Source organism: Streptomyces sp. NPDC018610 (assembly GCF_044391765.1).
In the GTDB taxonomy this organism is placed as follows: Bacteria; Actinomycetota; Actinomycetes; order Streptomycetales; family Streptomycetaceae; genus Streptomyces.
This window is the reverse complement of record NZ_JBISAL010000009.1, coordinates 95,257-110,586: the sequence shown is the minus strand read 5'-3', so window position 1 is coordinate 110,586 and position 15,330 is coordinate 95,257. Positions and strand designations below refer to the sequence as shown.

The following is a 15,330-nucleotide window of genomic DNA, read 5'->3' as shown; positions in this document are numbered from 1 at the left end:
CGGTCCGGGGACGGGGCGGTGCGCCGGGCCCGGCGGCGGATCGCCTGGACCACCGGCCTCATCGTCACCCTGCTGATCATCGTCGTCGGCGCGGTCGCGTACGCCGTGATGACGCACGCGCAGGACGACCAGGTGCGCCGTGAGGTGCGCTTCGGCGCCGCCCACGGCGACCTGTCGCGCCCTCCCGTGTGCATGTGGCTGTACGGGCCGGGCGCGACGCCGATGCCCAACGCGCCGGCCGGCTTCCCGCTGCGCGCCGACCTGGACCGGGTGCGTGCGACCGGCGCGCCGGTCGAACGCACGGTGCGGCGCCAGGACTCCTCCTATCTGGTGCGCACCCAGGTCCGCGACGACGGGGCCGTGGTGCAGGCCGTGCTGGACCTGCGCTTCCAGCTCGCCGACCGCGGCCATCTGTGGTGCGCGCTGGGCGTGGCCGAGGCGGTGGGACTGGCCGCCTCGGCCGGCACCGGCACACTGCTCGGGCGCCGGGCGGTGGCGCCGCTGGCGGAGGCGCTGGCCCGGCAGCGGCGGTTCGTCGCGGACGCCAGTCACGAGCTGCGGACACCGGTCACCCAGGTGCACACCCGGGCGCAGGTGCTGGCGCGCCGGGCCGCGGCCGACGGTCTGCCCGCGGCGCACCAGGAGGGCCTGGCGCTGCTGGCCGGCTCCCTCGGGCGGCTCGGCGAGGTGCTGGACGACCTGCTGTCGTCGGCGACCCTCACGGCCGGACAGGCGTGGCGGGCGATGCGGCGGCGGGTGGACCTGGTGGCGCTCGCCCGTGCGGCGGCCGCCGAGGAGGCGGAGCGGGTCCGCGAGCGCGGCCTGACCGTGCGCGTGGACGGGCCGCCGCATCCGCTGTACGTCGACGGCGTCGCGTCCGCCCTGCGCCGCGCCGTCGGGGAGCTGCTGGCCAACGCCGTCACCCACACCCCGCCCGGCGGCCGCATCGAGGTGGCGGTGTCCCGGTCGGGCACCACGGTGGAGCTGGCGGTCACCGACACCGGGGCCGGCTTCGACGCCGGTGAGGCCGAGCGGCTGTTCCGCAGATTCCACCGGGGCGGCGGCGGCCGGTACGGGCTGGGACTGGCCCTGCTGCGGGAGGTCGTCACGAGCCACGGCGGCACGGTCGCGGCGGCGGGCCGGCCGGGACGGGGGGCGCGGTTCACCCTCCGGCTGCCGCAGAGCGCGCCGTCCCCCCCCGGCGGCCGCCGACCGCGCGGTCAGGGCGTGGCGTGGATGGCGACCAGGCGTGCCGCCGTCCGGACGTCCGCGTCCAGTGGCCGGTCCGGATCGACCGGGTCGAGCGCGTCGCTGAGGACGTCGAGGAGGGCGGCGCACCGGGGCGCGGTGGGCCGCCTGGCGCCGACGTGGACGGCCTGGCGCAGGCCGAGCGCGAGGGAGCCGCACAGCAGGCCGAGCAGTTCGGCCATGTCGTAGGAGCGCAGGGCGGCCTGGGTGCCGAAGGGGACGACGTCCTGGTTGTGCAGGTTCGTCGGCAGGCTCTGCGTGCTCGCCGGTGTCGCGTTGCGGCGGATCTCCGCGACGAACGCGGTACTGGCGAGCTGCACGCCCTGGAGTCCGTGCTGCCGACCGGGCGCCGTGGCGAGCATCGGCGGCAGTCCCCCGTTGCGCGCCGGGTCGGTCAGCAGGTCGAGCTGGCGCTCGGCGAGGTTGCCGAGCTGGGCGGTGACCGAGGCGAGCAGGTCGGCGGCGAATGCCGCGGGCTGCCCGAAGAAGTTCCCGCCGTGCACCACCTTGCCCCCCGCCGTGCCGTCGTCGGCGGAGCCGGGGACGCCGGGGAACAGGAGCGGGTTGTCGCTGATGCCGCCGAGGTCGGCGGCGACCACGCCGTCGACGTAACCCAGCGCGTCCTCGACGGCGCCGAGCAGTTGCGGGGCGCAGCGGATGCTGTACGGCTCCTGCAGGGGCCGGGTGCCGGAAGGGACGACGCCGTCGAGGGCGGCCCGCATCCGCGCGCCGACGTGGACGGCCCCGGGATGGCCGTAGGCGCGCAGCAGGTCGGCGTCGAGGAAGCCGGGGTCGCAGCCGAGGAGGTCGGCCAGCAGGCAGGTGAGGGCCCGCAGGGAGCGGTGGGAGGCGCGGACGGCGTCGCGGGCCAGCGCCGTGGCGGCGGCGGTGACGGAGGTGCCGTTGACGAGGGCGAGCGCGTCGCGGCCGTTCAGGGCGAGCGGGCGCAGCCCGGCGGTGTCCAGCGCCTCCTGGGCCGGCATGCGGCGGCCGTCCAGGTAGGCGTGTCCCCGGCCGCGCAGTGCCTGGGTGGCGTAGGCGAGCGGGATGAGGTCGCCGCTCGCCCCGACGGAGCCGTAGCGGGGGACGGCGGGCGAGAAGGTCGTGGCGAACATCGCGGCGAGCCGCTCGACGACCTCGGTGGAGACCCCGGAGACGCCCTGGGCGAGGGACCAGGTGCGCAGCAGGAGGGCGGCGCGGCAGATCTCGGGCGGCAGGTCCGGCCCCTGGCCGGCCCCGAGGTGGGCCAGGGTGTTGTCGCACTGGTCCGCCTCGTCGGCGCGCCCGGCGTAGCCGACGAGGGCGCCGAAGCCCGTGGTGGCGCCGTAGATCGCGGGGCCCCCGCCCGCGCCGTGCCGCAGTCCGTGCAGGAAGCGGCGGCCGCGGTCGAGGCGCGCCCGGACCTCCTCGTCCACGAGGACGGTGAGCGGGGCGGCCGCGCGGCGCAGGTCGGCGGAGTCCGGGGGGCCGGTGAGGGAGAGTGTGTCCGTGGTGGTGAGCACGTGACGAAACGTAGGCGGTGAATCTCAAAGCGCTCTGAGATCCACTGGCTAGCTTCCGGAGCATGACCCATGACTACCTGATCATCGGGGCGGGCCCCGCCGGGCTGCAGCTCGCCGCCCTGCTGGAGCGGGACGGAGCGGACTACGTCGTCCTGGAGCGTGGCAGTGGGCCGGGCACGTTCTTCACGCGGTTCCCCCGCCACCGCTACCTGATCTCGAACAACAAGGTGCACACGGGGTACCAGGATCCGGAGCTGCGGCTGCGGATGGACTGGAACTCCCTGCTGAGCGACGATCCGGAGCTGGTGTTCACCCGCTACAGCCCCCGCTACTTCCCGCCGGCCGACGACCTGGTGCGCTACCTGAGGGACTTCGCCTCCCGCACCGGGGTGCGCGTGCGGTACGACACCCCCGTCGAGAAGGTCACCCGCGGGGACGGCTGCTTCACGGTCACCGACGCTTCCGGCACGGAGTGGCGGGCCCGGCACCTGGTGGTCGCCACCGGGATGCCGGTGCCGAACCTGCCGTCGATCCCGGGCGTCGAACTCGCCGAGCGGTACGACACGATCGACACCGATCCGGAGACCTTCACCGACCAGCGGGTCCTGATCATCGGCCGGGGCAACTCCGCCTTCGAGACCGCCGACAACCTGATGGAGAACGCGGCCGTCATCCACCTCGTCGGCTCGGGCTCGCTGAAGATGGCCTGGCGGACGCACTACGTGGGGCACCTGCGCGCGGTCTACAACAACTTCCTGGACAGCTACCAGCTCAAGTCGCAGAACGCCCTCCTGGACGGCCGGGTCCTCTCCATCGAGAAGGGACAGGACGGCTACCGGGTGCGGGTCGCCTTCGAGCGGGTCGACGAGGTGGTCAAGGAACTCCGCTACGACCGGGTGATCGTCGCCACCGGATTCCGCTTCGACCGCTCCGTCTTCGACGACACGTGCACGCCGGACACGATGGTCGACGGCCGCTTCCCGGCCCTGACGCCGCTCGGCGAGTCGGTCAACGTGCCCGGCCTCTACTTCGCGGGAACGCTGATGCAGGGCCGCGACTTCGGGAAGGCCACGACCGGCTTCATCCACGGCTTCCGCTACACCGTGCGCGCGCTGCACCGCGGGCTGCGGCAGCGCCACGACGGCGTGCCCTGGCCGACGACGGTGCTCGGGGAGGCCACCGAGCAGGCCGTCGACGCGGTGATCACCCGGGTCAACCGGTCCTCCGCGCTGTGGCAGCAGTTCGCCGTCCTCGGCGACCTGCTGTTCCTCGGCCCCGACGGCACGCTGCGCTACGCCGAGGAGGTGCCCGTCGCCCATGTGCCGGGTGCCGTGCGCGCCGGGGACTTCGGCGAGGTGGCCGCCTACGCGGTGATCACCCTGGAGTACGGGGAGGACCACGACCGGGTGGACCCCTTCGACGTCTCCGCGGGCCGCAAGTCCCAGCAGGACGTGTCGGGTCTGGACGGCCGCTATCTGCATCCGGTCGTCCGCTGGTACCGGGACGGCGAGTTCGTCGCCGACCACCACCTCACCGAGAACCTGGAGAACGAGTGGGACAGCGAGGAGTACCACCGCGCCCCGCTGGCGGCCTTCCTCGCCGCGCACCGGAACGGCCCCGCCCCGGTGGCGCCGTGACGCTGCGCGAACTGCACGAGCGGGCCCGTGAGACGCTGGACCCGGTCGTCTACGACTACGTAGCGGGCGGGGCGGGCGAGGAACGCGTCCTGGCCGCCAACGAGCGGGCCTTCGACCGGTACGCGCTGCTGCCGCGGGTGCTGCGCGGCAGCGCGCGGCGGGACACGTCCGTCGACCTGCCGGGCGCCCCGCGTACGGCGCCGGTGCTCGTGGCGCCCACCGCCTTCCACCGGCTGGTCCACCCGGACGGGGAGCTCGCCACGGCCCGGGCCGCCGCGGCCGAGGGCGCCGTCCTGGTGACGGGGACGGCGGCGACGACCGCGGTGCGCGAGGTCGTCGCCGCGGCCCGCGGGGCGGCGCCGGATGCCGCCGTGTGGTTCCAGCTCTACCCGCACCCCCGCGGCGAGGTGACCGCGGCCCTGGTCCGGCGGGCCGAGGACGCCGGCTGCACGGCCCTGGTCCTCACCGTCGACTCCCCGGTGTTCGGACGGCACTCCCGGGACCTGCGCAACGGGTTCACCGACCTGCCGCCCGGATACGCCGCGGAGAACATGCGCGACCTGCCCGGCGCCCCGCCGGGCGGCCTCATCGACATCCCTATGTCGCCGGAGGCCGGCTGGGCGCACCTCGCGGAGATGGTGCGCGGCACCGCGCTGCCCGTCCTGGTCAAGGGGGTGCTGCACCCGAAGGACGCGCGGCCGGCCGTCGAGCACGGCGCGGCCGGGATCATCGTGTCGAACCACGGCGGCCGCCAGAGCGACGCGGTCCCGGCGGCCGTGGACTGCCTGCCCGCGCTCGTCGAGGCGGTCGCGGGCCGGGTGCCGGTGCTGTTCGACGGTGGGGTGCGCCGGGGCAGCGACGTGGCGGTCGCGCTGGCCCTGGGCGCGCGCGCCGTCGGCCTCGGGCGGCCCGTGGTGTGGGGCCTGGCCGCCGAGGGGGAGGCGGGAGTGCGCCGAGTGCTGGCCACGCTGCGGGACGAGTACGACCACACGCTCGCCCTGTGCGGCGGGCGCCGGAACGCCGATCTGACGGCCGACATGGTGGTGCGGAAGGGCGGGGAGTGGTGAGCGCCGGGACGGAGACGTGGTGGCTGCCCCGGGCCGTGGTGGCGCTGCGCGTACGCATCTTCGAGAAGGTCAACGGCGACCGGGCGGTGACCCTGCCCGACGCCGTCCACGGACCCGAGGTGTTCGAGCGGGTGTACGCCCACCCGGCCGCGAACGGGCGGAGCGAGGGGGCGGGACTGTCCGACCTGTTCTGGTACTGGCTGGCGCCGGGCCCGGAGGTGCACCAGGAGCACCTGGAGCCCGGCCCGCGCTACGAGGACGTCGCCGCGACGACCCGGCGGATCCTCGCCGGCGCCTCGGCGGACCTGGAGGCGGCGGCCCGCCGCGCGGTCGCCGGCGTCCTGGACGCGCTGCCCGCGGACCGGATCAGCCTGGTGCGGCTGCGCGACCTGGTGATGCCCGCCTGGGCGGAGTTCTGCTACGAGCTGGTGTTCCGCGAGCCGTGCCCGCCGCGCGCCCGGCGGCTGATCACCGCGCACGCCGACGACGTGATCAGCGCCCTGAAGTGCACGGGACTGCGCCATCCGCGGCGCCGGGCTCGGCTGACGGCGTACCTGCGCGAGCGGCTGGCGGCCGGTGACGTGCCGCACCGGCTGCCGGCCGCGCTGTCCCCGCGGGAGCAGGTCTTCTACCTCCAGGGCACGTTCTTCAACACGGCCGTCGTGCAGCTCTCGGAGGCGACCGCGCACCTGCTTCTCGCCCTGGCCCGCCACCCGCGCGTACAGCGGCGGCTCGCGGACGACCCCGGTGACGACCGGTACCTGGCGCACGTGCTCGACGAGACGATGCGGCGGTACCCGCTGTTCGGCATCGCGCACCGCATCACCACGGACGAGATCCCGCTCGACGGGCGGACCGTGCTGCCGGCCGGGTCGGTGGTGTGCTTCAGCTACCCGGACTACCACGCCACCGGCTACGACCGGCCGGACGTCTTCGACCCGGACCGGTGGGCGTCGCTGTCCGCCCGGGACGTCCACCACATCCCGTTCGGGGTGGCGGCCAACCGTCCGTGCCCGGCGTGGCGGCTGTCGCCGCTGGTGCTGCGGGCCGCCGTGCGAGAGGTGCTGCGCCGCTTCCGACTGGACTCGACGGCCTCGCACACCCGGTCCATCCCGCACCGGGCGCCCTGTCTGCTGATCCCCCGCGGCCTCGCCCCCGGGCCCCGCCGGCTGCGCGCGCTGCGGCGCCTCGTCCGGGCCCGGGACGCGGTGGAGGACGTCACCCGGGGCGTGCGCCAGCTGGTGCTCGGCACGGTCATGGTGCTGCACGCCCGCCGACTGCGCCTGGCCGCACGGTACTTTGAGGAGCGGCCGACCGGCGGCTGCCCCGTCGCCCACGTACGAGGAGGAGAGGGATGACACCCGCGGAGCCGACCGCGCTGATCCCCCGGCCCCTGACGTTCTGGACCGGTGTCGCCCTGACCTGCGCCGGGGTGGGCCAGCACGTGTGGATGTTCGTGGACTCGGCGTCCATGGACTTCCACATGGCCATGACGGGCACCTCGTGGGCGATGTGGGCCGCGATGCTCGCCATCGTCGTGGGCGTGCTCGTCTCCGGGTTCTCCGTGGTGCAGCCCCCCGGTACGGGACCGGCGGCCGCCCCCACGCCGGCCGTGACCTCCGAGACGGACCGGCGCCGCCTCATCGGGGTGCTGAGCTTCGCGCTGATGGTGGACCAGATGAAGCCCGCCACGCTGGCCTTCATCCAGCCCGGCATGCGCACCGAGTTCCACCTCAGTGCCTCCGGGATCGCATGGCTGCCCACCGTGGCGCTCAGCGGCACGGTGGTGGGCTCGCTGCTCGGGGGCCGCGCCGCGGACCGCATCGGGCGCCGGGCCACGATCCTCATCGCCTCCCTGCTCTTCCTCGGCACCACGGTGTGCGGCGCCATGCCGACCTTCGGCGGCGTCCTCGTGATGTGCGCGCTGATGGGGATGGCGGCCGGAGGCATGCTGCCCGTCGTCTACGCGCTGATGACCGAGAGTCTGCCGCCCGGCCGGCGCGCCGCCGTCATGGTGCTCCAGGCGGGCCTCACCACCACCGGCGGCTACATGGCGGCCGCCGGGCTGGCCGCGGTGCTCATCCCGCTCACCGGGTGGCGGATCGCCTGGTTCGCCCAGCTCCCGCTGGTGCTGATCCTGATCGGCCTGAACCGGTGGATACCGGAATCGGCCGCCTTCACCGCCCAGCGGGCGCGTACCCGGCGCGTGCCCGCCTCGACCCTCTTCAAGCACTCCCACCGGGTCAAGACACTGGTGGTCAGCGGCTACGCGCTCGCCTGGGGCCTCGTCTACTGGGGCTTCATCACCTTCCTGCCCAGCCAGTTGGAGTCCTCGCACCACCACGGCATGTCCGCGGCCACGCTGCTGTTCCTCTCCTCGCTGCTGTCGATCCCCACCTGTGTGGTGGCCGCGTGGCTGTACATGCGCTGGTCGGCGAAGGGCACCATGGTCGCCTACGCGGCTTTGACCGTCGCCGCCCTGCTCGTCCTGGCCCTCGTCGGGACGGACGGCGGCCGGCCCGTGCTGCTGACGGCCGTCATGCTGCTGTTCGCCGGAACGGCCGGGGTCATCGCGCTCATCGGCCCCTACACGGCCGAGATCTACCCCCTGGCCATCCGGGGGACCGCGGGCGGCTGGGCGGCGGCGGTCGGGAAGTCCGGCGGCGCCTTCGGGCCCCCGCTCGTCGCGCTGGTCCTCTCCCTGCCGGGAGGTATGCGCACCGCCGCGGTCCTCATCGCGCTCCCCATGGCCCTGGCCGGAACGGCGGTCGCCCTGCGCGGCAGCGACCCGCGGGCCCACACCGCGGGGGCCGGGGACCCCGCCGCCCGGCTGGACGCCGAACTCGACGCCCTGGTGCACGACGCGGCCGTCCCCGCCGAGGAGACGGCCGCACCACGCACCCCCGAGACGGAGGGCGCTCCGGAAGGCGACCCCGATCCGGCCCGTTAGAGCCGCGGACAGAAGTGGGTTCCGATCAGCGGGCGGTGTCCGGTGCGTGCGATCGCAAGGCGTTGGAAGGCCCTGGTAGCGGAGCTACCAGGGCCTTCCAGCAACGCGGCGAGGGCGCGTGCCGGGCGCGCCGCCCGCCGGGGCCCACTTCTGTCCGCGGCTCTCAACCGCCCGCCGCGAGCCGCCGCTTGTCGGGTTTCCCGGCGGCGGTGAGCGGCACCTCCTCGATGGGCGTGAGCCGGGTCGGCGCGCAGGCCCCGCCCAGCTCGGCCGTGACCAGCGCGCGCAGTTCCCCGAGGTCCGGGGCGCGCCCGGCGGCGGGCACCACGAAGGCGTGGACCGCCTCGCCGGTGCTGTCGTCGGGCACGGCCACGACGTACGCCTCCGCCACCGCCGGGTGCGTGGCGAGCACCCGCTCGACGGGGCCCGCGTAGTGCACGTCGGCGTTGACGATGATCACGTCCCGGGCGCGTCCGGTCAGCCAGAGCCGGCCCTCCCCGTCGAGGTGGCCGATGTCGCGGGTGCGGACCCAGCCGTCCGTGAACACCTCGGCGGTCGACTCCGGTTCGCCCCAGTAGCCGCAGCCCTGGGCGGGGGTGCGGACGAAGAGCTCCCCGTCCGTGCCGGGCGGCACGGGCCGCCCCTCGGCGTCCCGCACCTCCAGTTCGACCGGGGGGACGCCCAGCGAGCCCGGCTCGTCGTGCGGGGTGGCCATGGAGATCATGCCGGTCTCCGTCTGGCCGTATCCGTGGAAGACGACCGGTCCGAGCACGTCGGCGGCCTCCCGCAGCCGGGCGGCGCCGACGGGTGAGCCGGAGACCATCAGGGCGCGCAGGGCGCCGAGGTCCACGGGCCGGGCCCGGACGCTCGCGACGAGTTTCGTCAGCCGTGCCACGGTGATGACGCTGCCGGTGGCCCGGTGGCGCACCAGGCTGTCGGGGAAGGCCGGGGCGTCCGCGGTGACCAGGGTGCCCCCTGCGGCGAGGGCGAGCAGCCCGTACTCCAGCATGACCTGGCTCGCCAGGGTCCCGAAGACCAGGAACCGCTCCAGGCGCGGGGCGAGTTCGCGGATCGCGGGGGGCCAGCGGTCGGGGTGCGCCGCCCAGGCCGCGGTCATCGCGGCGTACGTCTGGGCGCACGCCTTGGGGACGCCGGTGCTGCCGCTGGTGTGGATGAGCCGGGCGATGTCCTGCGGGCGGGCCGAGACCGGCGGGCGGATCCCGTCGTCCTCGGCGGCGAGCAGGTCGTCCAGGAGGAGGACGGTGCCGTCCGGTGCGCCGGGCCCGCCGAGCCGCCCGCCCGCCGTGCCGCCCGCCGCGTCGACCGTGCCGGACCGCTCGCCCGCCCTGCCGGGCGGACGGTCGGTGACCTGGTAGACGGTGCCGACGAGCAGGTGGTGCCGCTGGCCTTCCGTGAGGCCCGGCCGTACGCCGACGACGCGGGCGCCCACGGCGTGGGCGGCGAGTACGGCGGCGAACGCCTCGGGACCCACGCCCAGCAGCAGGGCGACGCCGTCGCCCGGACGGACTCCCGCGGCGCGCAGACCGCGCGTCACCCGCCGCACCGACGCGAGGAGTCCGGCCGCCGTGACCACCCGGTCGCCGTGCTCGAAGACGGGGCGGTCGCCCGCCTCGTCGAGGAGGTCGAGCACGGCGCCGGGGAACTGCTCAGCCAAGGCAGGACTTCACGAACGCGGCGAGCGGCTGGTGGTGGACGGCCGGGATGTCCCAGTCGTTCTCCAGGTTCTCCGCCAGGTGGTGGGTGCCGGCGAGGGTGCCGTCGCGGTAGTGGCGCACCACGGGGTGGAGGTAGGTCGAGTCCATGGCGTGTTCGGCGTCGTTCTCGCGGACGCGGGGCACGCCGACGTCGAACGGGTCGACCTGGTCGTGGTCGGGCCCGTACTCCAGGTCGACGACGAAGCGGTGTGCGGCGGGGCCGAGTCCGCCGTCGGCGACGTAGTCGAGGGGGACCTCCTCCTGGTACAGGGCGCGGTCCTCGTGGACGGTGACCACGTCGCCGAGGAAGCCGAACTGTTGCCACAGGCCGGAGGAGCGGTTGACGCGTTCCACGAGCGCGTCGGCGACGGCGTCCGGTGCGGCGGGCAGGGCGCGGGCCGGCCATGGGGCCGCGTGGTGGCGCGCGTCGAGGATGCGGTGCAAGGCGCGCGCGCCGTAGCGGTAGCCGTGGATGAAGCCGTTCGTGGACCGTTTGAGGTCGCGCTGCTGCGTGAGCGTGCCGGCGAAGTACAGGCCGGGGACGTTCACCGACTCGTAGGCGGAGGTCTGGGCGGGGAACCGGTCGTCGACGGCGAGGTCCGGGCGGCAACTCGCGTCGAACGGCGAGGCGTCGAAGCGGAATCCGGTGCACAGCAGGATGCGGTCGTAGTGGAGTTCGCGGATCCGTTCGGTGGTCCGGGCGTAGCGGAACTCCACCCGGTAGCCGCCGTCGGCCCCTCGTTCGATCCGCTCGACCGTGCCGTCCAGGACGGCGTTCTGCGACTTGAGCTGGTAGCTGTCGAGGAAGTTGTTGTTCACCGCGCGCAGATGACCCACGAAGTGGGTCTGCCAGGCCAGTTTCAGCGAGTGCGGTCCGGCCACGTGGATGACGGCGGCCTTCTCCATGAGGGCGTCCGCGGTCTCGAACGCGGAGTTCCCCTTGCCGAGGACGAGGACCCGCTGGTTGGTGAAGGAGGCCGGGTCGGTGTCGAAGTCGTCGTAGCGTTCCGCGCTGTCGATGCCGGGGATGTCGGGGATGTAGGGGAGGGAGACGCCGGTGGCGACGACGAGGCGCCGGGCCCGCCAGGACCGGTCCGTGTCGTCACGCACCAAGAAGCCGTCGCCGTCGCGGGAGACGCGGGTGACCTGGACGCCGTACTCGGCGCGGACACCACTGCGCCGGGCGAAGTCGCCCAGATAGCGCACCAGGTCGTCGGCGGCCGGGAAGTAGCTCTCGCTGTACCGGGTGAACCGCAGCTCGGGGTCGTCGGCGAGCAACGAGTTCCAGTCCATGCGCAGGGCGAGTTCCGGGTCGGAGTACCCGGTGTTGACCTTGTTGATCGAAATGAGCCGGCGATGCCGGGGGAAGCGGGTGAAGAACGTGCCGGGCCCGCTGCCCCGCTCCAGGACGACGTAGTCGCGTCCCTCGCGTTCCAGCAGAGCGGCGAGCTGCAGTCCGGCCGGTCCGGCCCCGATGATGAGGTAGTCGCGCACCATGGGGCGGACGCTAGCGGGCCCGGATCAGAGGACTCTGAGATTGACCGCCGTGCCCCCGGGTGCCGTGCCGGGGGCCGGTCCGACGGCGGTGCCGCGCCCGCCGGCCGGGTCCCACGGCGGTGCCGCGCCCCTGCGGGAGGTGCCACGGCAAGGGGGCCGACCGGTCTCGTCGGGACGTTCCGGCGTGGACGGTCTTTCCCGGCCGTCCTTCCTCGCGCAGGCCCGGCACCCGCCGGCCGCCCTGCCACCCCTGTCACGCCGCCGGTCACCGCTGTCACCCCGGTCACCGGTCACGCCGGTCACGCCGGTCACGCCGGTCACGCCGGTCACGCCGAGAAGGGTCGTCACCGGCCGTCCGGGCGGGCACTCGGCTGCGGGTGTGCCCGTGCGACGAGCAGGGCGACGTCGTCGTGACCGCCCGGGTGACGGAGCCGCCGCAGCAGCCGGTCGCAGGTGTCCTCCGTGGAGGGGTCCAGCTTCGTCAGAAGACGCGTGAGGTCGTCCAGGCGTTCGTCGATGGGGTCGCTCCGGGTCTCGACCAGTCCGTCGGTGTAGAAGACCAGCTGGTCGCCTGGTTCCAGGTCGAGGGTGGTGGTCTCGAAGCCGACGCCGCCGACACCGAGAGGGGCGCCGGTCGGGAGATCGAGGAGTTCCGCCCCCCTGCCGGGCCGTGTCAGAACCGGCGGCAGGTGACCGGCGGAGGCCACCTGCAGGCGGGCACGGTGGGGGTCGTACACCGCGTACACGCAGGTGGCGATGCACGGGTGCAGGCCGAGGATGATCTCGTCGAGGTGCGTGAGGATGCGGGCGGGGTCGAGGTCGAGGCGGGCGAGGGTCGAGGTGGCGGTGCGCAGTCGGCCCATCGCCGTGGCGGCCTCGATGCCGCTGCCCATGACGTCGCCGACCGTGAGCGCGGTGCGGTCGTCCCCGAGTGGGATGACGTCGTACCAGTCGCCGCCGACCTCGCCGAAGGCCTGGGCCGGCAGGTAGCGGGCGGCGACCTCCAGGCAAGGGTGCCGGGGCGAGATCTGTGGGAGCAGGCTGCGCTGGAGGGTTTCGGCGGCACTGCGGATGTGATGGTGGAGAACGGCGTTGTCGATGCTCAGCGCCGCTGTGGAGGCGAGTTCGCAGGCGAGGGCGACGTCGTCCTCGTCGAAGGGCAGAGGGTTGCCGGCGCGGGCCAGGCCCATGACGCCGATGGCCTTGCCCCGTGCGATGAGGGGGACGGCCAGGTCGCTGTGGATGCCGGCCTCGGCGAACAGGCGCGCGGCCTCGGAGTCCGCGGCGATCCGACCGTGGTCACCGCTGACCAGGTGGCTGATCAGGTAAGGCTTGCGGGTGCGGACGCAATGAGCCGCGGGGTGGTCGGCGTGGTACGCGGCGAGCCGGCCGGGCGACACGATCGCCTCGGCGGCGTCGGTGGGGTAGGCGGTCTTCACCGCCAGGGCGCGGAACAGGGCGTCCCGCTCGCCCGTGTGCGTGTGCCCCGTCTGCAGGATCGAGTCCAGGAGGTCCACGGCGACCATGTCGGCCATGCCCGGTACGACGGCGTCGGCCAGTTCCTGTGCGGTCCGCTCCACCTCCAGAGTGGTGCCGATACGGGCCGAGCCGTCGGCCACCAGGCGCAGGCGCTGCTGGGCCCGGTCGGCCCTTCTGGCGGCCTCGTACCGGTCGGTGACGTCCACCACCACGTTGGCGACGCCCAGTGCCTTCCCGTGCTGGTCCTCCAGCCGGTACAACGACACCGTCCAGGCACGATCCCTTTCCTGGTCGGCGCGTGTGCGGCCCACCACCTGCCGGTCCACCACGGGGACCCCCGACGTCAGGACCCGCCGCATCTCCGCCTCCACGGTGTGGAAGGACGAGTCCGGGAGGATCTCGGCGAACCCACGTCCGACGTGTTCGGCCACGGGGACGCCGTGCATCGCCGCCAGGGCCGGGTTGACCTCCACATACCGCAGGTCGGTGTCCAGGACGGCCAGACCGATCGGCGCCTGGGTGACCAGTCGGGTGGACAGCGCCACCTTGCGCTCCACCTGCCGCAGCGTGGAACGGTCGGTGGCCAGCCCGAGGGCGTAGTGGTCGCCGACGCTGTCCGTCAGCCGCATGTTGCGGAACTCGACCATCCGGGTGCTGCCGTCCTTGTGCCGTACGGGGAAGGCGCCGGCCCAGCCCCGGCCGGTCCCCATCACCTGAGCGAAGAGCGTGATCGCCGCATCCCGGTGTTCCGGGTGCAGGAGGAGTGGGGCCGCGTACTGCCCGAGCGCCTCGGTACGGGTGTAGCCGAAGAGCTGCTCGGCCTGCGGGCTCCACATGTCGATCCGCCCGTCGGCCTCCAGCAGCACCGCGGCGACGCCCAGCAGATCCATCAGCCCGCTCGGGTCCGTGGCGGCGTCCTCCGGACGGCTCGGTGGGTCCGGACGCTGTTCCGGTGACGTCATGGCACCGGCTCCTTTCGCCTGCTGACCCCATCGGCGTGGCCACGTGACCGCGACGATCAGCTGAAGCTGCCTTCCCGCACGTCAGCGCCCTCGTTCAGGATCCGGTACGAGCACCGGGAGGTCCAGTGGAAGGCGCCGCCGGCCTGACCGGAGCCGGATCGGTGCGGCAGGTCCGGCGTCAGCGGCCGGCCCGACGGCACGGTTGCCGTCGGGCCGGGCGCGGCGCCGGTGCCGAGGGGCGCCTCGTGCCCGGCGCCGGGTCGGCCCTCACGCACGGCGACCGCCCGCTGGTCGCCGGTCAGGGCAGTGTCCACAGCCGGTCCGTGACGAGGTAGAAGACGCCGGCCCAGAAGGCCATCAGCGCGGCGACGGCACCGAGGCCACGGAGGTCGGTTCTCACCGCCCGTCCGTCCGGGGGCGATCGCAGCCACCGCCCGAGCAGCGGGTTCACGTAGAACGGCATCGTCAGGAAGCTCATGATGAAACTCGACAGCAGGTTGCCCACGAGCAGGCCGATCCACAGCGGCATGCGCAGAGGGGACAGGGCGAGCGTCAGCAGTACGACAGTCGGGTACAGACCGACCCAGACGGCGAGGGATGTCCTGGTCTCCGAGGGCGGCGGCGGCGCCTCCCTGCCGTTGCCCTCGAAGGCGAACCAGCTGCCGAACGAGTTGTCGATCGTGTGCAGCCTGAAGTCGCTGAACTTCTCGCCCTCGGCCAGGATCTCCCGCCGCTGGGGCGACGTCAGCCAGGCGTCGAGGTGCTCGGCGCTGTCGTAGCGGTACAGCGTGGTCCATTCCTCCTGGAGCCCCTCGATGGGCCGGAAGAGCTCGGTCCCCCGGAACCCCTCGAACTTGTTCTCCTCCTGGACCAGGCGGCGCTGCCAGTCGAGGAAGTCGTCGACCTGGTTCGCGGGGACGCGGTGGGTGACGACCACGGTGACCAGCGGATCCAGTGACTGGGTGCCGCTGCTGACCACCTGCTGGGTCGCCGGACCGTCGAAGTACCCGGCCCCGACGTCGAGATATGTCTGCCTGGTCCCGCTGTTGATCCACGCCTGCAGATGCGCCACCGAGTCGAACCGGTACACGACGATCCAGTCGGGTTGCACCGGTGTCGGCGGGGAGATCTCGGCGCCGAGGAAACCGGGGTAGTAGGCGGCCGCGGCGTTGAGGTCCTCCTGCCACGACTCGTACTCCCGTTCCCACCCGGGCAGCACCTTCTGACCGATGATCGCCGTGGCCGCGGCGGCTACGTTCCTCTCGGCGTTCAT

At 73.9% G+C, this 15,330-nt stretch carries 10 protein-coding genes and 1 pseudogene; 5 read left to right on the top strand and 6 right to left on the bottom strand.

Annotated features, from left to right (window positions below; genetic code table 11):
* Positions 1-108: 108 nt before the first annotated feature.
* Positions 109-1,122: pseudogene (locus ACH5A8_RS23190) on the top strand (sensor histidine kinase); the annotation flags it as partial.
* A 98-nt stretch (positions 1,123-1,220) separates the two neighbouring features.
* Here ACH5A8_RS23190 and ACH5A8_RS23185 read toward each other — a convergent pair.
* A complete protein-coding gene (locus ACH5A8_RS23185) occupies positions 1,221-2,750 on the bottom strand; it encodes an aromatic amino acid ammonia-lyase (protein ID WP_399004824.1) in 1,530 nt (509 codons plus the stop codon).
* Between the two features lie 62 nt (positions 2,751-2,812).
* Between ACH5A8_RS23185 and ACH5A8_RS23180 the strand changes: the two genes are divergently transcribed.
* From ACH5A8_RS23180 to ACH5A8_RS23165, 4 genes are read left to right on the top strand one after another with little or no spacing between them, the layout of a single operon-like run.
* On the top strand, positions 2,813-4,387 hold the full coding sequence (locus tag ACH5A8_RS23180; protein WP_399004822.1) for an NAD(P)-binding domain-containing protein: 1,575 nt from the start codon (positions 2,813-2,815) through the stop codon (positions 4,385-4,387).
* Positions 4,384-5,454, top strand: a complete 1,071-nt coding sequence (locus tag ACH5A8_RS23175; protein WP_399004820.1) for an alpha-hydroxy acid oxidase — start codon at positions 4,384-4,386, stop codon at positions 5,452-5,454. The genes ACH5A8_RS23180 and ACH5A8_RS23175 overlap by 4 nt, the downstream gene beginning before the upstream one ends.
* Positions 5,451-6,812 (top strand): cytochrome P450, encoded by a 1,362-nt coding sequence (locus tag ACH5A8_RS23170; RefSeq protein WP_399004818.1) that lies wholly within the window; start codon positions 5,451-5,453, stop codon positions 6,810-6,812. Before ACH5A8_RS23175 ends, ACH5A8_RS23170 begins: the two co-directional genes overlap by 4 nt.
* A complete protein-coding gene (locus ACH5A8_RS23165) occupies positions 6,809-8,404 on the top strand; it encodes an MFS transporter (RefSeq protein ID WP_399004816.1) in 1,596 nt (531 codons plus the stop codon). The genes ACH5A8_RS23170 and ACH5A8_RS23165 overlap by 4 nt, the downstream gene beginning before the upstream one ends.
* 163 nt (positions 8,405-8,567) lie before the next feature.
* Here ACH5A8_RS23165 and ACH5A8_RS23160 read toward each other — a convergent pair whose 3' ends face one another.
* From ACH5A8_RS23160 to ACH5A8_RS23140, 5 genes are all read right to left on the bottom strand, one after another.
* Positions 8,568-10,079 carry a class I adenylate-forming enzyme family protein gene (locus tag ACH5A8_RS23160; RefSeq protein ID WP_399004814.1) on the bottom strand — a complete coding sequence of 504 codons (1,512 nt, stop codon included), beginning with the start codon at positions 10,077-10,079 and terminating at the stop codon, positions 8,568-8,570.
* Complete coding sequence (locus ACH5A8_RS23155; RefSeq protein WP_399004812.1) at positions 10,072-11,616, bottom strand: NAD(P)-binding domain-containing protein; 1,545 nt, start codon at positions 11,614-11,616, stop codon at positions 10,072-10,074. Before ACH5A8_RS23155 ends, ACH5A8_RS23160 begins: the two co-directional genes overlap by 8 nt.
* A 344-nt stretch (positions 11,617-11,960) precedes the next feature.
* Positions 11,961-14,057: a SpoIIE family protein phosphatase gene (locus ACH5A8_RS23150; RefSeq protein WP_399004810.1), complete on the bottom strand. Its 2,097-nt coding sequence runs from the start codon at positions 14,055-14,057 to the stop codon at positions 11,961-11,963.
* A gap of 56 nt (positions 14,058-14,113) precedes the next feature.
* Complete coding sequence (locus tag ACH5A8_RS23145; RefSeq protein ID WP_399004808.1) at positions 14,114-14,371, bottom strand: hypothetical protein; 258 nt, start codon at positions 14,369-14,371, stop codon at positions 14,114-14,116.
* Positions 14,356-15,330, bottom strand: coding sequence for an antibiotic biosynthesis monooxygenase (locus ACH5A8_RS23140; protein ID WP_399004806.1), 975 nt, complete (start codon positions 15,328-15,330; stop codon positions 14,356-14,358). The genes ACH5A8_RS23145 and ACH5A8_RS23140 overlap by 16 nt, the downstream gene beginning before the upstream one ends.